This window comes from Streptomyces sp. CB01580 (genome assembly GCF_001905795.1).
GTDB lineage: Bacteria > Actinomycetota > Actinomycetes > Streptomycetales > Streptomycetaceae > Streptomyces.
The window spans coordinates 81,607-101,948 of sequence record NZ_LIXJ01000002.1; the positions used below are offsets into that span (position 1 = coordinate 81,607).

The 20,342-nt window shown below is 69.6% G+C and carries 18 protein-coding genes and 1 CRISPR repeat array; of the genes, 12 read left to right on the forward strand and 6 right to left on the reverse strand.

All coding sequences use genetic code 11. From position 1 onward, the window contains the following. The first annotated feature begins 87 nt into the window (after positions 1-87). The 6 genes from AMK22_RS02880 to AMK22_RS02905 all read left to right on the forward strand — a co-directional run bounded on the left by AMK22_RS02880 (position 88) and on the right by AMK22_RS02905 (position 7,254). The gene (locus AMK22_RS02880; protein WP_073781620.1) at positions 88-1,137 is read left to right on the forward strand and encodes a BMP family lipoprotein; all 1,050 of its coding nucleotides are present in this window, start codon (positions 88-90) and stop codon (positions 1,135-1,137) included. Between the two features lie 268 nt (positions 1,138-1,405). Next, on the forward strand, positions 1,406-3,001 hold the full coding sequence (locus tag AMK22_RS02885; protein ID WP_079185895.1) for an ABC transporter ATP-binding protein: 1,596 nt from the start codon (positions 1,406-1,408) through the stop codon (positions 2,999-3,001). Next, positions 3,001-4,119 (forward strand): ABC transporter permease, encoded by a 1,119-nt coding sequence (locus AMK22_RS02890; protein WP_073781622.1) that lies wholly within the window; start codon positions 3,001-3,003, stop codon positions 4,117-4,119. Before AMK22_RS02885 ends, AMK22_RS02890 begins: the two co-directional genes overlap by 1 nt. Further along, complete coding sequence (locus AMK22_RS02895) at positions 4,116-5,381, forward strand: ABC transporter permease (protein ID WP_073781623.1); 1,266 nt, start codon at positions 4,116-4,118, stop codon at positions 5,379-5,381. Before AMK22_RS02890 ends, AMK22_RS02895 begins: the two co-directional genes overlap by 4 nt. Continuing rightward, positions 5,378-5,779, forward strand: coding sequence for a cytidine deaminase (locus AMK22_RS02900; RefSeq protein ID WP_073781624.1), 402 nt, complete (start codon positions 5,378-5,380; stop codon positions 5,777-5,779). The genes AMK22_RS02895 and AMK22_RS02900 overlap by 4 nt, the downstream gene beginning before the upstream one ends. A gap of 197 nt (positions 5,780-5,976) precedes the next feature. Further along, positions 5,977-7,254, forward strand: a complete 1,278-nt coding sequence (locus AMK22_RS02905) for a thymidine phosphorylase (RefSeq protein WP_073781625.1) — start codon at positions 5,977-5,979, stop codon at positions 7,252-7,254. A gap of 125 nt (positions 7,255-7,379) precedes the next feature. Here the strand turns inward: AMK22_RS02905 and AMK22_RS02910 are convergent, their stop codons facing one another. Next, positions 7,380-10,712, reverse strand: a complete 3,333-nt coding sequence (locus AMK22_RS02910; RefSeq protein WP_443333264.1) for a S8 family peptidase — start codon at positions 10,710-10,712, stop codon at positions 7,380-7,382. 344 nt (positions 10,713-11,056) lie between these two features. Here AMK22_RS02910 and AMK22_RS02915 point away from each other — a divergent pair, with 344 nt between their 5' ends. Continuing rightward, the gene (locus AMK22_RS02915) at positions 11,057-11,506 is read left to right on the forward strand and encodes an STAS domain-containing protein (protein WP_073781626.1); all 450 of its coding nucleotides are present in this window, start codon (positions 11,057-11,059) and stop codon (positions 11,504-11,506) included. Positions 11,507-11,694: 188 nt separating this feature from the next. Here AMK22_RS02915 and AMK22_RS02920 read toward each other — a convergent pair whose 3' ends face one another. The 3 genes from AMK22_RS02920 to AMK22_RS02930 form a co-directional block, all read right to left on the reverse strand. Next, positions 11,695-12,693, reverse strand: coding sequence for a sigma-70 family RNA polymerase sigma factor (locus AMK22_RS02920; protein ID WP_073781627.1), 999 nt, complete (start codon positions 12,691-12,693; stop codon positions 11,695-11,697). A 230-nt stretch (positions 12,694-12,923) separates the two neighbouring features. Beyond that, complete coding sequence (locus AMK22_RS02925; RefSeq protein WP_073781628.1) at positions 12,924-13,640, reverse strand: L,D-transpeptidase; 717 nt, start codon at positions 13,638-13,640, stop codon at positions 12,924-12,926. Positions 13,641-13,760: 120 nt separating this feature from the next. Continuing rightward, entirely contained in the window at positions 13,761-15,146 is a 1,386-nt protein-coding gene (locus AMK22_RS02930) for an MFS transporter (RefSeq protein ID WP_073781629.1), read from the reverse strand. A gap of 62 nt (positions 15,147-15,208) precedes the next feature. Here AMK22_RS02930 and AMK22_RS02935 point away from each other — a divergent pair, with 62 nt between their 5' ends. Beyond that, positions 15,209-16,162, forward strand: a complete 954-nt coding sequence (locus AMK22_RS02935) for a LysR family transcriptional regulator (RefSeq protein ID WP_073781630.1) — start codon at positions 15,209-15,211, stop codon at positions 16,160-16,162. A gap of 176 nt (positions 16,163-16,338) precedes the next feature. Here AMK22_RS02935 and AMK22_RS02940 read toward each other — a convergent pair whose 3' ends face one another. Together AMK22_RS02940 and AMK22_RS02945 are read right to left on the reverse strand one after the other, a co-directional pair. Beyond that, complete coding sequence (locus AMK22_RS02940; RefSeq protein ID WP_073781631.1) at positions 16,339-16,554, reverse strand: DUF397 domain-containing protein; 216 nt, start codon at positions 16,552-16,554, stop codon at positions 16,339-16,341. Continuing rightward, the gene (locus tag AMK22_RS02945; RefSeq protein WP_073781632.1) at positions 16,551-17,390 is read right to left on the reverse strand and encodes a helix-turn-helix domain-containing protein; all 840 of its coding nucleotides are present in this window, start codon (positions 17,388-17,390) and stop codon (positions 16,551-16,553) included. The genes AMK22_RS02940 and AMK22_RS02945 overlap by 4 nt, the downstream gene beginning before the upstream one ends. 92 nt (positions 17,391-17,482) lie before the next feature. On the opposite strand from AMK22_RS02945, the gene AMK22_RS02950 reads away from it, so the two are divergent. The 4 genes from AMK22_RS02950 to AMK22_RS02965 all read left to right on the forward strand — a co-directional run bounded on the left by AMK22_RS02950 (position 17,483) and on the right by AMK22_RS02965 (position 20,341). Then, positions 17,483-17,746 carry a hypothetical protein gene (locus tag AMK22_RS02950; protein WP_107430456.1) on the forward strand — a complete coding sequence of 88 codons (264 nt, stop codon included), beginning with the start codon at positions 17,483-17,485 and terminating at the stop codon, positions 17,744-17,746. Beyond that, a complete protein-coding gene (locus AMK22_RS37245; RefSeq protein ID WP_242433812.1) occupies positions 17,743-18,171 on the forward strand; it encodes a hypothetical protein in 429 nt (142 codons plus the stop codon). Before AMK22_RS02950 ends, AMK22_RS37245 begins: the two co-directional genes overlap by 4 nt. Before the next feature lie 339 nt (positions 18,172-18,510). Next, positions 18,511-18,894 carry a hypothetical protein gene (locus AMK22_RS37250; protein WP_143203517.1) on the forward strand — a complete coding sequence of 128 codons (384 nt, stop codon included), beginning with the start codon at positions 18,511-18,513 and terminating at the stop codon, positions 18,892-18,894. 235 nt (positions 18,895-19,129) lie between these two features. Beyond that, a CRISPR array of direct repeats spans positions 19,130-19,463; the repeat unit is 29 nt; unit sequence GTGCTCCCCGCGCGTGCGGGGATGGTCCC. A gap of 74 nt (positions 19,464-19,537) precedes the next feature. After that, entirely contained in the window at positions 19,538-20,341 is an 804-nt protein-coding gene (locus AMK22_RS02965; protein ID WP_073781635.1) for a helix-turn-helix domain-containing protein, read from the forward strand. Position 20,342 lies beyond the last annotated feature (1 nt).

Consider the following 20,342-nt stretch of genomic DNA (forward strand, 5'->3'; position numbering starts at 1 on the left):
GGCCTTATCTGACATCTACGCGCGTTACGATCGCCGCGAAACCAGCGCCGGAAGAGGCGCTTCGGTCAGGTTTGAAGGAGCCTTCCCTTGCGCCGGGTATCCAAGATCACCGCTGCGTGTGCCGTCACCGCGACCCTCGCGCTCACTGCCTCCGCGTGCGGTGGCAAGTCCTCGTCGGACGCCGGTTCCGACTCCAAGGAAGCCAAGGCCGCCATCGCGTACGACGTCGGTGGACGCGGCGACCAGTCGTTCAACGACGCCGCCTACGCCGGCCTGGCCAAGGCGGAGAAGGAGCTCGGCTTCAAGGGCACCGAGGCCGAGCCGTCGGACGGCGAGGCGGACGCCGACAAGGTGCAGCGTCTCACCACGCTGGCCCGCGCCGGCAACAACCCGGTGATCGGCGTCGGCTTCGCGTACGCGCCCGCCATCGAGAAGGTCGCGGCGAAGTTCCCGAAGACCACCTTCGGCATCATTGACGACTCCTCGAAGACCGGCAAGAACATCGCCAACATGGTCTTCAACGAGGAGCAGGGCTCGTACCTCGCCGGTGTCGCGGCGGCCAAGGTGACCAAGTCCAAGACGGTCGGCTTCATCGGCGGTGTGGAGACCCCGCTGATCAAGAAGTTCCAGGCGGGCTTCGAGCAGGGTGTGAAGGACACCGACCCGTCGGTGAAGGTCCTGTCGCAGTACCTGACCCAGCCGCCGAATTACGACGGCTTCTCCAAGCCCGACCTTGGCAAGGCCGCCGCCCAGGGTCAGCTCGACAAGAAGGCCGACGTCATCTACTCGGCGGCCGGTCTGGCCGGCTCCGGGTCCATCGAGGCCACCGCGAAGGCGGGCAAGTGGGCCATCGGCGTCGACTCCGACCAGTACAACCAGAAGGGCCTGGCCGCTTACAAGGACCAGATCCTGACCTCGGTCACCAAGGACGTGCCGGAGTCCGTCTTCGACCTGATCAAGTCGGTCAAGGACGGCAAGCCGCAGACCGGTGAGGTCCGCTACGGCCTGGACAAGGACGGCGTCGGTCTGGCCGACTCCAACCCGGCCTTCACGAAGATGGCCGACGTCACCGCCGCGGTCGACAAGGCGAAGAAGGCCATCGTCGAAGGCAAGATCACCGTCAAGACCGCCCCGTAACGGCCTTTGTCTACGACCGGTCCGTCGTGAGCCCGGAGCGCGTGCCCCCATCGCCGCTCCGGGCCCGCGGGCGCTTTACGCGGACGGGTCCGGTGCGGCGTTCCCTCCGCACCGGACCCGTCCTTCTCGCGGGGACCCCGAGTCCGCTCCGTACGGGCCACGAAGCCGGGTTTTCGGTTTCGTCGCACGTCGGAGTCTCACGATTCGGGAGCACTACGCGCGTAGATCACCCCTTGCCGCGATAGCTTCAGCCCGCCCCTGTCCCCCCATGTCCCCGCTCCTGTCCGGCCGAGGAGAGTGCGTCATCAACGCGTCCAGTAGTCCCCCCGCCGTGGAACTGCACGGCATCACCAAGCGCTTTCCGGGCGTCGTCGCCAACCGCGACATCGACATCACCGTCCGCAAGGGCACGGTTCACGCCCTCGTCGGCGAGAACGGTGCCGGCAAGTCCACCCTGATGAAGATCCTCTACGGCATGCAGAAACCGGACGAGGGGACGATCAAGATCGATGGGGCCGAGGCGGTGTTCGGCAGTCCTGCCGACGCCATCGGCCGCGGCATCGGCATGGTGCACCAGCACTTCATGCTCGCCGACAACTTCACCGTGCTGGAGAACGTGGTCCTCGGCGGCGAGAAGCTGCACGGCATCGGCTCCGCCGCGCGCCGGAAGATCATGGAGATATCGGACGCGTACGGTCTGGGCATCAGGCCCGACGCCCTCGTCGAGGACCTGGGCGTCGCCGACCGCCAGCGCGTGGAGATCCTCAAGGTCCTCTACCGGGGCGCGCGCATCCTCATCCTGGACGAGCCGACGGCCGTCCTCGTGCCGCAGGAGGTCGACGCGCTCTTCGACAACCTGCGTGAGCTGAAGGCCGAGGGCCTCACCGTCATCTTCATCTCGCACAAGCTGGGCGAGGTGCTGTCGGTCGCCGACGACATCACGGTGATCCGCCGCGGCACGACGGTCGGCACCGCCGACCCGGCCACGACCACCACCAAGCAGCTGGCCGAGCTGATGGTCGGCAGCGAACTGCCCTCGCCCGAGACCCGCGAGTCCACGGTGACGGACGTCCCGATGCTCCGGGTCGAGAACCTCGCGCTCGGCGCGACCGACCCGGACGGCGCGACGCGTGACGTGCTGGCCGGCATCGACTTCACCATCCGCAAGGGCGAGGTCCTGGGCATCGCCGGTGTCGAGGGCAACGGCCAGACCGAGCTGATCGAGACACTGATCGGGATGCGAGCCCCCGACCGCGGACTGATCACGCTCGACGGCGAGGACATCTCGCACACCCCCACCCGCAAGCGGCGGGAGAGCGGCATCGGATACGTCCCCGAGGACCGCCACCGTCACGGCCTCCTGCTGGACGCCCCGCTCTGGGAGAACCGGATCCTCGGCCACGTCACCGAGAAGCCCAACAGCCGGGGCGGCCTGCTGGACATCAAGGCGGCCCGCGCCGACACCGAGCGGATCGTGCGCGAGTACGACGTCCGCACCCCCGGCATCGACGTCACCGCGGCCTCCCTCTCCGGTGGCAACCAGCAGAAGCTGATCGTCGGCCGCGAGATGAGCCACGAACCGAAGCTGCTGATCGCCGCGCACCCCACCCGCGGGGTGGACGTCGGGGCACAGGCGCAGATCTGGGACCAGATCCGCGCGGCCCGCCGCGAGGGACTCGCCGTCCTGCTCATCTCGGCGGACCTGGACGAACTGATCGGACTGTCCGACACCCTGCGTGTCATGTACCGCGGCCGGCTGGTCGCCGACGCCGATCCCGCCACCATCACCCCGGAGGAACTTGGCTCGGCCATGACCGGCGCCGCCACCGGTCATCTCGAGGCAGCACCGGAGGACGAGTCCTGATGAAGAAATTCGACAAGGACCGGCTGGTCCTGGGCTTCGCGGGCCCGGTCCTCGCCCTGGTCGTGGCCTTCGCGCTCACCACGGTGGTGCTGCTCGTCTCGGGGAAGGACCCCTTCGAGCCCTACCAGCTGATGTTCGACTCGGCGACGTACGCGGACGTCCAGGTACTGATCATCAACCAGGCCGGTACGTACTACCTCGCCGCCCTCGCGGTCGCGGTCGGCTTCCGGATGAACCTCTTCAACATCGGCGTGGACGGCCAGTACCGTCTCGCCGCGATGGCGGCCGCGCTGGTCGGCGCCTCCGTCGATCTGCCGGGGCCGCTCCACCTCGCGCTCATCGTGATTGTCGCCGTGCTGGTCGGCGCCTTCTGGGCCGGTATCGCGGGCTTCCTGAAGACCACCCGCGGGGTCAGCGAGGTCGTCTCGACGATCATGCTCAACTCCATCGCCACCGCGCTGGTCGCCTGGCTGATCCTGCCGAAGAACTTCGGTGTGCAGCCGGCCGGGTCCAACAACCTGACCACGGGCGACATCCCGGAGTCCGGCTGGTTCCCCGGCCTGTCCCTGGGCGACGAGGCGGGCGAGATCTACGGCTTCACCTTCGTCGCGGCGGCCCTCGGCATCGTCTACTGGTTCGTGCTGAACCGCACCCGGTTCGGCTTCGACCTGCGGGCCACCGGCGAGAGCGAGAGCGCCGCGCAGGCGTCCGGCGTGGACGCCAAGAGGATGGTCCTCACCTCGATGCTGATATCCGGGGCGGTGGCCGGTCTGGCCGGCATGCCGACGCTCCTCGGCGACACCCATACCTACAGCCTCGACTTCCCGACCGGAATCGGCTTCACGGGCATCACCATCGCCCTGCTCGGCCGGAACAACCCGCTCGGCATCGCCTTCAGCGCCCTGCTGATCGCCTTCCTGGACAAGACCTCCTCCTCCCTTGACCAGTTCGGGTACGAGAAGGAGATCGCCACGATCATGCAGGGCCTGATCGTCATCTCGGTCGTCGTCAGCTATGAGCTGGTCCGCCGTTACGCAACCCGCCGCCAGCAGCAGAAGGTCGGCGAGGAACTCGCCGCAGGGCACGCCCTCACGACCGAGAAGGAGGCCGCACTGTGAGCGCCACCGAAGTCTCCGCCGCGAGCGTAGCCCCGAAGAAGAGCGGCGGCCGCCGCAAGCTCTCCCTGCCGGTCGTCCTGCTGATCATCGCGGGCGCCCTGGCCCTGGTCTCGCTGGTCCGGCTGATCAGCGGCGCCAACGACGTGACCTCCGTCGGCCAGGTCGCGGGCGCCCTGGAACTCGCCGTCCCGATCGGGCTGGCCGGGCTCGGCGGTCTGTGGGCCGAGCGCGCGGGCGTCGTCAACATCGGCCTCGAAGGCATGATGGTCCTCGGCACCTGGTTCGGTGCCTGGGCCGGTTTCCAATGGGGTCCCTGGGTGGGTGTGCTGTTCGGCATCCTCGGCGGGGCCCTCGGCGGACTCCTCCACGCGATCATCACCGTCACCTTCGGCGTGAACCACATCGTCTCCGGCGTGGCCATCAACATCCTTGCCGTCGGCCTCACCCGCTACCTCTCCAACTTCGCCTTCGACGGCGTCGAGGGAGGTTCCTCCAAGCAGTCCCCGCGGATCGACGCGATCGACCGGATCACCGTTCCGGGGCTGTCGGACTGGCTGCTCGACCTCCAGCAGAGGCACTGGTTCCTGGTCTCCGACATCGCCGGGATGGCCGGCGGTCTGATCACCAACCTGTCCTGGCTGACCGTTGTCGCCCTGCTGCTGGTCCCCGGCACCTGGTGGGTGCTGTGGCGCACCTCGTTCGGCCTGCGGCTGCGTTCCTGCGGCGAGAGCCCGGTCGCCGCCGAGTCGCTCGGCGTCAACGTCTACAAGTACAAGTACATCGCCGTCGTCGTCTCGGGCGGTCTGGCCGGACTCGCCGGGGCCTTCCTCGCGATCGTCTCCACCGGCATCTACCAGGAGGGCCAGACCGGCGGCCGCGGCTACATCGGTCTCGCCGCGATGATCTTCGGCAACTGGATGCCGGGCGGCCTGGCGCTGGGAGCCGGACTCTTCGGCTTCACCGACAGCCTCAAGCTGCGCGGCGGCGCCGAGAACGTCCACGCCATGCTCCTGCTGCTCGCCATCCTGCTGATCGTCGTGCTGTTCTGGCAGCTGTACCGTAAGAAGTACGTGGCCGCGGTCGTCTCGGCTGCCGTCTCGGCACTGCTCTTCACCTGGTACGCGCTGACCGACCAGGTCCCGAGCCAGTTCGTCGACGCCGCCCCGTACGTCACCACGCTCCTGGTCCTCTCGCTCTCGGCACAACGGCTGCGGATGCCGAAGGCGGACGGGCTGGTCTACCGGAAGGGCCAAGGCAAGTGACCGTCCCCGCCGAGGTCGACTGGGCGGCGCTGCGCAGCGCCGCACGGTCCGCCATGACGCGTGCGTACGTCCCCTACTCGCACTACCCGGTCGGGGCCGCCGCGCTCGTCGACGACGGGCGGATCGTGTCCGGCTGCAACGTCGAGAACGCCTCGTACGGCATCGGGCTGTGTGCCGAGTGCGGACTGGTCTCGCAGCTCCACGTCACCGGCGGCGGGCGGCTGACCCACTTCACCTGCGTGGACGGGGCGGGCGAGATCCTGGTGCCGTGCGGCAGGTGCAGGCAGTTGCTGTACGAGTTCGGCGGGCCGGAGCTGGTCCTTCAGACGCCGGACGGGCTGCGCACGCTCGACGAGATGCTGCCGCAGGCGTTTGGACCGGGGCATTTGAAGCCGTAACGACCTCGCTCACGATTGGCAGTGCGACGCCGCTGACGATCGTGGGCGAGGTCGTAACCGGCGGCACGGGGCCGCCGTGGCCCTCCCGTGCGTCGGGAGGGCCACGGACAGGGCCATCCCCGCCGCCACCCTCTATGCGCGTAGAGTCATACGGGACTCTTGCGCACGTACGTACAGGCCGGAAGGACTCCCAGGACATGGACGCCATCTCCGTCATCCGCACCAAGCGCGACCGGGGCGAGCTGAGCCCCGAACAGATCGACTGGGTCATCGACGCGTACACGCGCGGTGAGGTCGCCGACGAGCAGATGTCCGCGCTGGCCATGGCGATCCTGCTGAACGGCATGAACCGCGCCGAGATCGCCCGCTGGACCGCCGCGATGATCGCCTCCGGCGAGCGCATGGACTTCGCGTCGCTCTCCCGGCCCACCACCGACAAGCACTCCACCGGCGGCGTCGGCGACAAGATCACGCTGCCGCTCGCCCCGCTGGTCGCCGCGTGCGGCGCCGCCGTGCCGCAGCTCAGCGGCCGGGGTCTCGGCCACACCGGCGGCACGCTCGACAAGCTGGAGTCCATCCCCGGCTGGCGCGCGCACCTCACGAACGAGGAGATGCTGAACGTGCTGGACACCACCGGCGCGGTGATCTGTGCCGCCGGTGACGGGCTCGCCCCCGCCGACAAGAAGCTGTACGCGCTGCGCGACGTCACCGGCACCGTCGAGGCCATCCCGCTGATCGCCAGCTCGATCATGTCCAAGAAGATCGCCGAGGGCACCGGCGCACTCGTCCTGGACGTCAAGGTGGGCTCCGGCGCGTTCATGAAGACCATCGAGGACGCCCGCGAACTGGCCTCCACCATGGTCGCGCTGGGCACCGACAGCGGCGTGCGGACGGTCGCCCTGCTCACCGACATGGCCACCCCGCTCGGCCTGACCGCGGGCAACGCCCTGGAGGTGCGCGAGTCCGTCGAGGTGCTGGCGGGCGGCGGCCCGAAGGACGTCGTGGACCTCACCCTGGCCCTCGCCCGCGAGATGCTGGACGCGGCCGGACTGGAGGACGCCGACCCGGAGAAGGCCCTCGCCGACGGCTCGGCAATGGACGTCTGGCGCCGCATGATCTCCGCCCAGGGCGGCGACCCGGACGCCGCGCTCCCGGTCGCCCGCGAGCGGCACGTGGTCACGGCCCCGGCCACCGGCGTGCTGACCCGGCTGGACGCGTACGACATCGGCGTGGCCGCCTGGCGGCTCGGCGCCGGCCGGGCCCGCAAGGAGGACGCGGTGCAGGCGGGCGCGGGCGTCGAACTGCACGCCAGGCCCGGCGACCCGGTCACGGCCGGGCAGCCGCTGCTGACCCTGCACACCGACACGCCCGAGAAGTTCGAGTACGCCCTGAAGGCCCTGCCCGGCGCGTACGACATCGCCCCCGAGGGCACCGACTTCACCCCGACGCCGGTCGTGCGCGAGCGCATCGCGTAACGCGCAGGCGCGCGCATCGCGCCCCGGACCACCGGACGGGACCCCACTCCCGTCCGGGGAACGGCAACGGCCCGTCCGGACGGATTCCTCCGCCCGGACGGGCCGTTCCCGTGTACCGGTCGTTCCTACTTGCCGAAGTAGGCGTTGTAGATCGCCACCGAGGACTTGTTGCCCTTCTTGTCGACGACGTCGGCCTTGTAGGAGATGGACTTCCCCTTGGCCGGGTTCTTCACCGAGAGCTTGCCCGACTTGACCGCGGTCTTCTTCCAGGTCTTGCCGCCGTCGTAACTGACGTACACCGTAAGAGACTTGAGGTTCTTACCGGCGGCCGTGCCCTGGACCTGCACCGGCACGGAGGCGGTCTTGCCCGCGGTGACCTTGCCGTCCAGCGTCACATTGGGCGTGAAGCGGACCGTGGAGACCGGCAGCGCGGTCGGGGCACCGGTCTTCTTCGACCGGAAGGTCCAACTGGCGTCGACACGGCTGGAGACGGCCGACACCTTGGGGGAGACCCGCACGGAGGTGGTCAGCCGGTAGTCGGCCGCGCCGGACGGCACGGAGATGGGCTCGCCCTCCAGCGGGTTCTCGTTCTGGACGAGCTTCTTGCCGTTGCGGTACAGCACGGTCTTGACCGAACTGTAGGACTGCGCCCCGAGGTTGCCGCTTCCGTCGGCCGTCAGCAGCACCTGCCCGCCGATTTCGTCGCCGTCGCGGAGGAGCCCCAGGTCGGTGCCGAGCGCGGGGCCGAACACCGCGGTGTTGGCCTTCTTGGTGTACGTGCCGCCCGCCTTGAAGGTCTGCGGGTCGCCGAGCGTGTAGTTGGACTCGATGTCCGGGTAGCCGTCCGGGTCCACCCCGCCTTCCTGCAGGAAGTCGAAGGACCACTTCACCTTGTCGGCGGTGGACACGTACGCGGTGACGATGCCGGGGATCTTGTGCGTGGACAAGTCTCCCCAGGAGCCGGACGAACCGGGGAGCAGGCCCCATGCCCCGACCGCACCGGTCTTGCCCTTGACGGACGAGCCGAGAGCGAGGTTCACCTTGGCCATCTGACCGGCGGTGAACTTCCGCTTGTACCCGGTCGCGGCCTGGGTCACCGGCCCGCCGACCGCGATGTCGTACCGGGTCGCGGCCCCCTTGGTCCACGTACCGATCCACTGCTGGGAGAGCGAGCCGTCCGTCACCTTCGGGCCCAGGTGCGCGGTGCGCAGACCCTTGTACGACTTCAGGTACCAGCCGTAGCCGTAGCCGGTCTGCTCGGTGTTGAACTGGAGCTCAGGCGCGGCCAGCAGGTCCTTCGTGCCGGTGACGGGCAGAGTGATCTCCACCGGCTTCGTCGTGCGCGCGTCGAGGGTGACGCTGGTGTTCTTGCTGATGTCCAGCTTCGGCTGGGTCAGCCAGTCGGTGCCCTTGGTGCTGTCCTCCGGGTCGGTGTGGACAGCCGTGTTGAGCATGTAGCCGCCCTTGGGCACGCGCACCTTCGCCGTGCCGTTCTCGCCCGTCGGGTGGAGCCAGGTGCCGAACGCCGGGCCGGAGAGTCCGGCCAGGTCGTTCTCGTAGAACGTGGCGGGCTTGCCGTCGCGTCCGATGACCTTGAGGGTGAGGTCGTACGACTCGATCTCGCGCTCGACCGCGGCGGCGGTGCGGACGGTCTGGCCGCCGCCGGTCCCGACGACGTACGCCGAGTAGCTGCCGTCGGCGTTGCCGCCGAGCCGGGTGTCCACGGTCAGCGGCACGTCGACGGTGCCGCCCGCGGGGACGGTGACCTTGTCCTTGCCGAGGGTGAAGAAGCCGGCCGGGGCGGGCTCGCCCTTCGGCCCGGTGGCGGTGACCGCGAGGTCGAGGGTGACGTCCGTCGTCCCCAGGTTGCGGTACGTGATCTGCTTGGTGACCGGGGTGTCGTCGGTGTGCGGCCACTGCTGCACGCCGAAGTTCAGCGACACCGGGTCGGCGACGACGGTCTGGGCGATCGCCCGGTCGACGGCGATCCGGCCCGAACCCTGCTGGAACGGGGTGTACGCGCCCGGCTTCGTCGAGGCCGTGAGGGCCCCCTTGAGCTCGGTGTACTTCCAGTCCGGGTGCTGCTGCTTGAGGAGCGCCGCGGCACCCGCGACGTGCGGGGTCGCCATCGACGTACCGGAGATCGTCAGGTAGCCGGCCGGGTTCTGGCCCTCTTCCCGGTCGATGACGGAACCGGGGGCGGCGGCGGCCGTGATGTCCACGCCGGGAGCGGTGACGTCGGGCTTGATCGCACCGTCGCCGACGCGCGGGCCGCGGCTGGAGAAGTCGGCCAGCTGGTCCTTGTCGTCGACCGCGCCGACGGTCAGCGCGGCGTCCGCGCTGCCCGGGGAGCCGACCGTACCGGGGTCGTCGCCCTCGTTGCCCGCCGCGATGGCGAACAGCACGCCCTTGTCGGCCGACAGCTTGTTGACGGCCGCTTCGAGCGGGTCGACCTCCGGGGTGTCCCCGCCGCCGAGGCTCAGGTTGACGACGTCCGCGCCCTGCGCGACCGCCCACTCCATGCCCGCCAGGATGCCGGAGTCGTCGCCGAAGCCGTTGTCGTCGAGCACCTTGCCCGCGAGCAGCTTGGCGTCCGGGGCCACGCCCTTGAACTTCCCGCCGGACTTGGCGCCCGTACCGGTGGCGATCGACGCCACGTGCGTGCCGTGGCCGTACCGGTCCTTGGCGTCGGACGAGGTGGAGAAGTTCTTCGCCTCCAGGACCTGGCCCTTGAGGTCCGGGTGGGTGTCGTCCACACCGGTGTCCAGGACGGCGATCTTGACGCCCTTGCCGGTGTAGCCCGCCTTCCAGGCGGCCGGGGTGCCGATCTGCGGGACGCTCTTGTCGAGGCTCGCCCTGCGTACGCCGTCCAGCCAGACCCGGTCGATCCCCGCGGCCGTGGTGCGCTGGACACCGCGCGACGGCTTGCTGGTGAGCGCCTGCCAGATCTCCTGGGCGTCGTCCACCGGCGTGGTCACCGACTCGGCGTTCAGCGAGTTCAGGGTCCGGCCGACCCGGGTGGCGCCCGCATCGTGGACCTCGGCCTTCGCGGCCGACGCCCGCGCGCCCCGGTAGGAGACGATCAGCTTCAGGCCGGACTTCTGGGCCTTGCGGATCTCCGCGCGGTTCAGCTCGGTGATGTCGAACAGCCGGCGGTCCAGCTTCCCGGAGTTGATCAGCCGGTGGGCGTCGGCGGGGACGAGCAGGGTGTGCCCGTCGCGCATCTGCCGCTGCACGGGTATGTGTTCACGCCCCTTCGCGGGCAGGAACCGCAGCACCCGGCCCTTGGCGTCCACCGTGACGCGGTCGCCGGTGATGAGCGTCAGCTCGTGCGTCGCCCCGGCGGCGGTGCCCGCCGACCGGGCGGGCGTCGGCTGGGCCGCGGCCGGGGTGGTCATACCCGCCGCGAGGGCCACGGCGGCGGCCGCGGCGATGGTCGAGACACACGCGCTTCTCACGTGTTTGCGCAACTCTCCCCCTGGAGAATCAGGCGGCCCACGAGGGCCACTGGTCAGTCGGTCCGACGGCACGGCCGTGGCAGCCGAACAACCGAGCAGCTCAAGGCTGAACAGCCGGGCGGCAAAAGGCCGAACCGTCGGACCGCTGGTACAGACCGGTCGTGTAGCTAGAGGGGGAATTGATCGCACAGGTTCACAGGTGGCGTATAGATAAACGTAGTTGACGCAAGTTGTTCGCTGACGGAGCGCTTGCGGGCACCGAACGGGACCCGGAGGGCGGGGTGCGGCCCGCCACGGGGCGGTGATGAGGCCACACGGCGCCGAGCGGACGGAAAACGGAAGCGATGAGTTTCGGCCGCGGGACCGGTCTGTCCGACGTGGAATCGATGACCCCGAAGGTGCTCGTCGTCACCGGCCGCGTCACGCGGGTCGCGGTACCGGGACTCTGCGCCGAGCTGGAGTCCCTGCTGTACGACGCCGAGGGTGCCGTACGTGTCCCGGACGACCGGGTGGACTGCGATGTGGGCGGTGTCGCGCGCGTGGACCTGGTCCTGGTCGAGGCCGTGGCACGCCTGGGACTCGTCGCCCTGCGGGCGGGCGGCAAGCGCCTGCGCCTGCGCAACGCACCCCCCGAACTGCTCGCCCTGCTCGACCTGTTGGGGCTGTCCGGTGTGCTGGACGTGAACCACGGGGCGGAACGTGGGGACCGCGGGCCGGGGCCCGGGGCAGGCGGGCCGCCCCCCGAAGGCCGCGGCTCCGGACCGGGGGCCCGGGCGCCGGGGCCGGAGCCGTGACGTACGGGGGGCGAGGTCCGGGACCCGGGGCGCACCCGGCGAGGGGCCGTAGGTGGCGGAGGGCCCGCCGAGCCGCTGCGTGGCGCCCAGCCCCCGGCCACCGGCACCACCCAGCCCGCCACGAGCCCGTTTCCGTGCACCGCGTCCCATGCCGCGTCGGCCGCGTCCCATGCCGCGTGGGCCGGGTCTCACACCGCGTCGGCGTCCACCCGGTCCGGCAGCCCGAACAGCGGGAACCAGCGGGGCGTGTCCAGGAAACAGTGCATCCCCGTGATGGAGCCCTCCGAGATGTCGATGACCTGCACCGCCCACGGCACGAACCCCGGGCCGTCCGGATTCGGCTTGTAGTGCGCGAACGCCGGGGTGCCGTTCGCCTCCGTCGCCACCAGTCGCGAGCCCGCGCAGGCCGCGCCGATGGTCTGCATGAAGCCGGTGATGTCGGCGTGCCCCCGGAGCCAGAGGTCGAACGGCGGCATGGTCATCACGGCGTCCTCGTGGAGCAGCGCGGTCAGCGCCGCCATGTCGTACTCCTCGAAGGCGGCGACGTACCGTTCGAGGAGTTTGCGCTGCTCCTCGTCGAGCGGGTTCGCGGTGTCGACGGGCTTGCCCGCGTGCTCCGAGAGCGTGGCACGCGCCCGCTGGAGGGCGCTGTTCACCGAGGCGACCGAGGTGTCGAGCAGCTCGGCGACCTCGCTCGCCCTCCAGGCCAGTACCTCGCGCAGGATCAGCACGGCCCGCTGCTTGGGCGGCAGATGCTGCAACGCCGCGACGAACGCGAGCCGCACCGACTCGCGCGCCACCGCGGCCTCCGCCGGGTCGTCGACCGACGGCAGGATCCGCCCGTCCGGCATCGGCTCCAGCCAGGTGTTCTCCGGCAGCGGGTTGAGCGCCGCGTCGGCGAGCGGTGTCGGGCCCGACAGGTCGACCGGCCGGGCGCGCTTGCTGCCCGCGTTCAGCATGTCCAGGCAGACGTTGGTGGCGATGCGGTACAGCCAGGAGCGCAGCGACGAACGCCCCTCGAACTTCTCGAAGTTGCGCCAGGCGCGCACCAATGTGTCCTGTACGGTGTCCTCCGCCTCGAAGGCCGAGCCGAGCATCCGGTAGCAGTAGCCGGTCAGCTCGATCCGGTGTCCCTCCAGCAGGCTGTCGATGTCCGCCGTCCCCGCCGGCACCGTCAGATCACTCATCGCTCCACCCCTGTTGCCCTGTGACACCGATCACTTCGGTACTTCGGACGCTATCGGAGCCCACTGACAACGGGGGTGGGAAGAGGCCAAGCCGTGCCCGCCCCGGCGCACCGCGTACGGGACGGCGAGGACGACGCGGTGCGGACGGACTCGGGTGCCGGCGGGCCCGGGTGCGGAATCGGGCGGGTGCCGACGGGCTCAGGTGCGGAAGCGGTCAGGGGCCGATGGGCTCAGGTGCCGGGCTTGCGCCCGTACACGTACACGTCGTCGCCGTTCTTCAGCAGCTTCCAGTACGCCTTCGCGTCGGCGTCCCGCATGTTGACGCAGCCGTGCGACCCCGGGTTGTTCCACATCTTCAGACCGACCGAGTGGAACGCCTGCCCGCCGTCGAAGAACTGGGAGTACGGCATCGACACGTGGTAGATCGTCGAGACGTGGTCGATGTGCCGCCAGTAGACCTTCTTCAGCCCGGTACGGGTCTCGTACCCGTCCCGCCCGGTCCGCACCGGCACCGGACCGAACTTCAGCTTCCCGCCGTCCTGGATCCAGCTCAGCTGCCGGGTCAGGTCCACACACGCGATGCGCCCCTTGTTCGTGGGGCACTTCTTGTCCTTGTTCGGGGTCTTGCCGGCCGCCTTCTGGGCGGTGAGGGTCTTCATCGTGCGCCAGGTGACCGTACCGGCGTAACCGATCGCGGGGGTGACCCCGTAGGTGTTCTGGAACGACCGGATCGCCTTGCAGTCGGCGGCCGACTGCTTGCCGTCGACCGGCCGGTGCAGGTACTTCTCGACCTGCTTCTGGTACGGCCCGGTGGATGCCGTGCAGGACGCGGCCTGCGCGGATCCGCCGGTGCCCAGGACGACGGCGGGCACCGCCGTCAGACCGGCCACGGACACCGCGAGTACGCGCCGCGTCCGGACCCCTCGTGCTTTCCCTGCGACTCTCATGCCGCCGAACTCCTCTTCGCGCTCAGACAGGTGCTTCCGGCCACAGCACTAGACGCGCGTCGAGGAGTGGTTGGTTGTGCGCCGAATGTCTCAGTTCGATACAGGTGCCGACGTGCCTGGTCAGGTGCCGTGCCGGGGGCTTACGGACGTCGCCGTCGGTGCTGCGGGCACGCTGCCGGGACCCGGTCGACGCCGTGCGGCCCGCGACCCGTACAGCGTGACCGTGACGACGCCGAGAACCGCGAGCAGCCCCAGTGAGACCGTTCCGGACCAGCCGGCGGCGTGGAAGGCGACCGCGCCGAGCGTGCCGCCCGCGCTGGACCCCAGGTAGTACGCGGACTGGTAGAGCGCCGAGGCCTGGGCCCGGCCCTTCGTCGCCGTACGGCTCACGGCCGAGGAAGCGACCGCGTGTCCGGCGAAGAAGCCCGCCGTGATCAGCACCAGTCCGAGGAGCACGAGGGCCACGTCGTCGGCGAGCGAGAACAGCAGTCCGGCGGCGGTCGTGGAGACGGCCAGATACAGCGCGCCCCGGCGGCCGAGCCGGGCGACCAGCTTTCCGGCCGCGGCGGAGGAGACCGTACCGACGAGGTAGACGAGGAAGATCGAGCCGACGACACCCTGCGGAAGGTTGAACGGCTCCGCCACCAGCCGGTAGCCGATCACGGTGTAGACCGCGCCGAACACCGTCATGAACAGCGCGCCGATCGCGTACAGCCGACGCAGCAGCGGATCGGCGAGATGCCCGCGCACCGTCCGCGCCACGGCCTTCGGGTTCAGCGAACCCGGGGTGAAGTGCCGCGCCTTGGGGATCATGAAGTGGAACGCGACCGCGCAGGCCGCGGCGAGCAGCCCGACCGCGCCGAGCGCCGCCCGCCAGCCCCACAGCTGGGCGATCCAGCCGGTGAGGATCCGGCCGCTCATGCCGCCGATGCTGTTGCCCGCCACGAACAGTCCGATCGCGGCCACCAGCGCCTTGGGCCGCACCTCCTCCGCCAGGTACGCCATCGCGGAGGCGGGCAGCCCGGCCAGTGCCGCGCCCTGTACGGCGCGCAGTGCGACGAGCCAGCCCAGCGAGGGGGCGAAGGGCACGAGCAGCCCGACCAGTACGGCGACCGTCAGCGACGCGGTCATCATCTGCCGCCGCCCGAACCGCTCGGAGAGCGCGCTCAGCGGCAGCACGCACAGCGCCAGCGCGCCCGTCGCGGCGGAGACCGTCCAGCTGGCCTGCCCGGCCGTGGCGCCCAGCGAGGCGGAGACGGCGGGCAGCAGGGCCTGCGTGGAGTAGAGGAGCGCGAAGGTCGCGACACCCGCGGCGAAGAGGGCGAAGCTCATCCGGCGATAGCCGGGGCGGCCGGGTTCGAGGCGGTCCGGTTCGGCGGGACCGGCCGTGGCCGCAGGCCCCGCGACGGCGGTCGCGGCGGCGGGTACGGGGGCGTCGGCGGCGGGGGACGGCTGGGGCGAGGCGACCACGGTGATCGTGGCCGCCCCGGTACTGGCAGGAGGCATGCTTCGAACGTAGGGCCCACCGTTTCATGCGTCCAATGCATGAAACGGACATAATTAATCCCATGGTGCATGAACCCAGCTCACAGCCACGGCTGTCACCCAGCAGTTACGAAGAAGACATTCGGGCCGTCCTCGCACCACGCCTCGCCCACTTCGCGGCGGTGGCCCGCCACGAGCACGTCACCCGTGCCGCGCACGAGCTGGGCGTGCCGCAGTCGACGCTCTCGCGGTCGATGGTCAGGCTCGAACAGGACCTGGGGGTCGCCCTGTTCGCCCGCAAGGGCCGTACCGTCGCGCTCACTCCCGCGGGCCGCACCTTCCTGGCCTCCGTCGAGCGGGCCCTGTCCGAGGTCGAGAAGGCCGCCGACTCGGTACGGGCCGACGCCGACCCGGCCACCGGCAAGGTCGCCTTCGGCTTCCTGCACACCATGGGCTCCGAGACCGTGCCCGCCCTGCTCCGCGCCTTCCGCGCCGACCACCCCGGCGTACGTTTCCAGCTCGTCCAGAACTACGGCGAGGCGATGATCGAACGCCTCCGGTCCGGCGGCCTCGACCTCTGCCTCACCTCACCCGTCCCGGACGCCCCCGACCTGGTGGCCCGCCGCCTCGACGAACAGCGGCTGCGCCTCGTCGTCCCCGAGGACCACCGCCTCGCCACCCGCCGCCGCATCCGCCTCGCGGAGGCCGCCGACGAGAAGTTCGTGACCCTCGAACCGGGCTACGGCCTGCGCCGGATCACCGACGACCTGTGCGCCCAGGCGGGCTTCAGGCCCCGGGTCGCCTTCGAGGGCGAGGAGGCGGAGACCCTGCGCGGCCTCGTCGCGGCCGGCCTCGGCGTGGCCCTGCTGCCCCCGCCCGCGGTGGCCCGCCCCGGCGTCGTCGAACTGACGGTGACGGCCCCGAGGGCGGCCCGCGAGATCGGGGTCGCCTGGCTCGACGGCCACCCGGACACCCCGCCCGTGGCGGCGTTCAAACGCTTCCTGCTGTCGCGCCGGGGACACCTGCTGCCGGACTGACGGCGGGCACGTGCCACAGGAGGGGCGTCGCACAACAGGCGGGTTTGACGACACGGCTCGTGCCGCCCCGCGACGTACGGCCGCGCAGCATGAGCAAAGCCCCGCCGTTCCTCCCGAACCGGGGGTGTGGCGGGGCTGTCACCGTGGTCGAGATCGGTGCGTACGGGATCGGGTGGTCAGTCCGTGCCGAACTCTCCGGCCTTGACACCCGCCACGAACGATGCGAAAGCGTGGGCAGGGACGGACAGCACCGGGCCGCGCGGGTCTTTCGAGTCGCGAACGGGAACCATCCCGGTGGTGGACGTGCTGCGCGGGGCCCACTCGACACAGGAACCGCCGTTGTTGCTGTAGGAGGATTTGACCCAAAAGAGGGACGCGGAGTCGGTTGTCACGGGGTGCCCTTTCGTAGCTCGTGAATCAGGTCCACGGAAGCTGTCTGTGACAGAGATACGGCCTGCAACTGATGGTAGGCCCTCACCAGCGGCAACACGGACGGCAGTTCGCGGTCCAGATGTCCCTGTGTCTGTGACTCGACGTAGGAGACCACGGATCGGTCCTGAAGGGTCAGCAGGTTCACCAGCCGGTCGAAGGGGCGACGCTCGCCAAGGCTGTAAGGGGCAAGCTGGAGCATGGTGTTCGGCTGCGCGGCGAAGTCGATCAGGTGTTGCAACTGTGCGTCCATGACTGCGGGGCTGCCGATAGGTCTGTGGATGCAGCTTTCGTCCAGCACCGCGACCACCAAGGGCGGCAAGGTGCGTACCAGCGCCGTTTGTCGCTCCATGAGGAACGACACCCGTTCATCCGCCTGTTCACGTGTGATGGCACCCAACTCAACGGCGCTGTCGGCCAGGGCTTGGGCGTACTCGCGCGTCTGAAGCGGGCCAGGTATCAGGCCCGACTCAAAGAGCTTGATCTCCGCCGCCCGGCCCTCAAGCCCGACGTACTCAGGAAAACCTTGAAGCAGCACACCGTGCCGGATCTCACGCCAGGCGCGTTCGAATGTGTCGGCCGTTCCTTCGATTCCGAACGCGGCATCAACGGCGGTCGCGAACTTGCGGGTTGGCGACTTACGCCTATTTTCAACTCCCGAGACATGCCGCCCGGAATACCCGATTCGCTCACCGAGGTCGTCCTGCCTCCAGCCGCGCTCCTCCCGTGAGCTGCGTAACCGTGCGCCAAAGGCTGCTTCCGGGCTCGCCTCCGGGTTTAGCTCATTGCGGTTTACCAATGTGCCCTCCCTGAACGGGACGTTGAATACCTGCTCACTGTAGGCCGATGCTGAGCGCTCCCGTAGTGGAAGCGCTACAGAGAGGAGCGGTCGTGCCTGCAAAGAGCGGCCCCCCGAGCAGCGGACAGGAACCCCCACAACTCCCGGCCCTCGGCACGCTCATGGTGGATACCTCGCATGGTGTGCGGGTGGGGGAGTTCCGTGGAACCGCCGGCCCGTACTGGTCGTTGCGGCCGGTCGGTGGCGGCGCCGAGTGGGAAGCCGAGCCCGCCCGCGTCCGCCCCGCCGACCCGATAGAGCGACTGCGCGCCGAGATCACCCGCGCCAATCGTCGCAGCCGTGGCGAACTGCTGTGACAGCGCCGGTCCTTGCAGAGGTGTACGCGGGTGACGCGCGGACGACCGTCCATCTCGGGGGAGCGCTCGTCGCGTCCCCGCGGCTCGCCCTCCGTTGGCTGCGAGGCCAGGCCGAACGACTGGCGAACGGACTGGACCCGGACCCCGGCGCCCCGTGGATTCCCCGAGCAGCATTACGAGCGGTGCCCCCGGCCGAACGCGACGCACCGGCCGAGCTGCGCGCCTGGGCCGCCGACGACAAGTGCCGGGGCGAGGCGCTTGACCGGATCGCCTCGGGAGGCGAGTTCGAGTTCGTCGTTCGGGACGGGGCGTGTTGGTACAGGCTCACGGCCCGCCCCTTGCTCATACCGGATTTCACCCGAAAGGCGGACGCGTTGATCAACGTGCAGTCCCTCATCGCCCCGCCCGGCTGCCCCATGTCGTGAAGACGGCATGTCGTGAAGACGGCGGCAGTCGGGTGCGCTCCGCCCCGTAGGCGTAGCCCGAAGACCGTAGAGAGAAGATCGGCGCCCGCCGACCACCGACAGAAGATCAGGAAAGCCGTGGCATTGCTGACCCCGTTCGTTGCTTTGCGTAGTGACGAACTGACCGTTTCCGTATCGGAGTTGAAGGTCGATTTCGCTGCGCGCGGACCCCAACTCGCCTATCGGAAGCCTCGCCAGGGCGACCGGGACCATCACGGAAACCTGTGGGTTCGCATGTCGGAGTCCCCGGTGGGGCGCCCTGTGTACGCCTCCATGCATACAAGTCGGCAACGCCGTTGCATGGAACGCCTGTTGTGCCAGGTCTGCGGCGAACCGGCCGACCGAAACGAACAGGGATGGCTGTTCCTCGACTGGCGACGCCCGGACTCGCCGCGGACCTGGCCCGAGAGGTCCATCACCTCCATGCCGCCCCTGTGCGTCGAGCACGCCCGCGTGTCCGTACGGCAGTGCCCGTTCCTCCGCCGTGCCGAGTACGCCGTACTGCGCGTACGCAAGCCCCAGCTCTACGGCGTCTCGGGCACCCTCTACCAACTCGCCGACACTGGATGGCACACCTCCGAGAACGACGTACTCTCCCCGTACAGCAGCCCCCGTCTCCCCGGCATGCTCGCCTCCCGCCTCCACCGCCAGCTGCGCGGCGTGATGGTCGTCGACCTGCCGTAGCCCCCGCATCGCCTCCGTCGGCGGTGGGGACCTCCCAAGGCTCCGGACCGCTCACGACTGCGCTGGCAGTTGCCGAGTAGTCTCCATGACGCTTGGCCGCTTTGCCGCATGAGCTTCGTGCAAGCTGAAGGAGTGACGAATCGGTGGGACAGATGGGTTTTTGGTCGCAATGTCGCGATTCAAGGAAGTGAGTAAAATCGGCCGTCCCGCCACCTAAACTGGCAGGTCAGGAACTGTGCTCCCCGCGCGTGCGGGGATGGTCCCGCCGCTGCCTGCCTCTCTTCGGGAATCTCGGTGTGCTCCCCGCGCGTGCGGGGATGGTCCCTTTGCAACCATAGTGAAGGGTAGTGAAGGGTTGTGCTCCCCGCGCGTGCGGGGATGGTCCCTGGGCCCAGTTACGGCCCGCGTCATCCTCCGAGTGCTCCCCGCGCGTGCGGGGATGGTCCCCCGCCCGACCCGGTCCCCGTCACCTGCCAGTCGTGCTCCCCGCGCGTGCGGGGATGGTCCCTCCACCGTCAGCTTCTTCTCCGGGCTGCCTGGGTGCTCCCCGCGCGTGCGGGGATGGTCCTTTGAATCTCGGCGTCTACGAGAACCACCACCGACGTTCAGTCACGGAACGAGCCCGCGGAAAAGGAGTGTCCCAATGTGCCCAAGCTGGGGAGCGTCGAGCACCTGGGCGTTGATCTCCGTGAACCCTGCCCCGCGGCATGGGTGGAACAAGTCCAAGGTCAGCAGGCTGGAGAACGGCAGGCAGACTCCGACGCCCGATGATCTGCGCAAGTGGGCGAACGCAACCGGCCGGCCCGAGGCGTACGACGAGCTGCTCGCACGCCTCCGGGGCTTCGAGTCCCACATCCGGTCATGGCGGCGGCAGCTTGCCTCAGGGCACAAGCCCGTCCAGGACACCCACCTGTGCGCTCATGCCGACGCCTCCGTCTTCCGTGGCTGGGAATGCTCCATGATCTTCGGGATTCTCCAGACACCGGACTACGCCCGGTCGATCTTCACGAGGTACGCAGAACTGCAGAGGTCGCCACGTGACACCGAGGGAGCGGTCCGGTCCCGCATGATGCGGCAACAGGCGCTGTACGACTCCTCGAAGCGATTTCACCTCATCCTGTGGGAAGCCGCCCTGCATGCCCTCGTCTGCCCGCCATCCGTGCTCGCCGCCCAGCTCGACCGCCTCGCCGGAGCCATCGGCCTCGACACGGTGCAGCTGGGGATCATCCCTCTGTCCGCCCCCCTCAGGATCCCCCCGGCCACCGCCTTCTGGATCTACGACGACCGCGAGGTGGTCGTCGAGAACTGGCACGCGGAGCTGTGGATCGACGACGAATCCAGCGTGGACACCTACCTGCGGACCTGGAAGACACTTCGAGAATCCGCCATGTACGGCGCTGACGCGCAGAACCTCGTCAGTGCGGCTCGCCGGGCGTTGAACTCATGAT

Coding starts and splice junctions, on each gene's coding strand:
- AMK22_RS02935 (WP_073781630.1), top strand. CDS start 15,209: ATGGTGCATGAACCCAGCTCACAGCCACGGCTGTCACCCAGCAGTTAC.
- AMK22_RS37250 (WP_143203517.1), top strand. CDS start 18,511: ATGGAACGCCTGTTGTGCCAGGTCTGCGGCGAACCGGCCGACCGAAAC.
- AMK22_RS02905 (WP_073781625.1), top strand. CDS start 5,977: ATGGACGCCATCTCCGTCATCCGCACCAAGCGCGACCGGGGCGAGCTG.
- AMK22_RS02885 (WP_079185895.1), top strand. CDS start 1,406: ATGTCCCCGCTCCTGTCCGGCCGAGGAGAGTGCGTCATCAACGCGTCC.
- AMK22_RS02925 (WP_073781628.1), bottom strand. CDS start 13,640: ATGAGAGTCGCAGGGAAAGCACGAGGGGTCCGGACGCGGCGCGTACTC.
- AMK22_RS02965 (WP_073781635.1), top strand. CDS start 19,538: ATGTGCCCAAGCTGGGGAGCGTCGAGCACCTGGGCGTTGATCTCCGTG.
- AMK22_RS02920 (WP_073781627.1), bottom strand. CDS start 12,693: ATGAGTGATCTGACGGTGCCGGCGGGGACGGCGGACATCGACAGCCTG.
- AMK22_RS02915 (WP_073781626.1), top strand. CDS start 11,057: ATGAGTTTCGGCCGCGGGACCGGTCTGTCCGACGTGGAATCGATGACC.
- AMK22_RS02890 (WP_073781622.1), top strand. CDS start 3,001: ATGAAGAAATTCGACAAGGACCGGCTGGTCCTGGGCTTCGCGGGCCCG.
- AMK22_RS02930 (WP_073781629.1), bottom strand. CDS start 15,146: ATGCCTCCTGCCAGTACCGGGGCGGCCACGATCACCGTGGTCGCCTCG.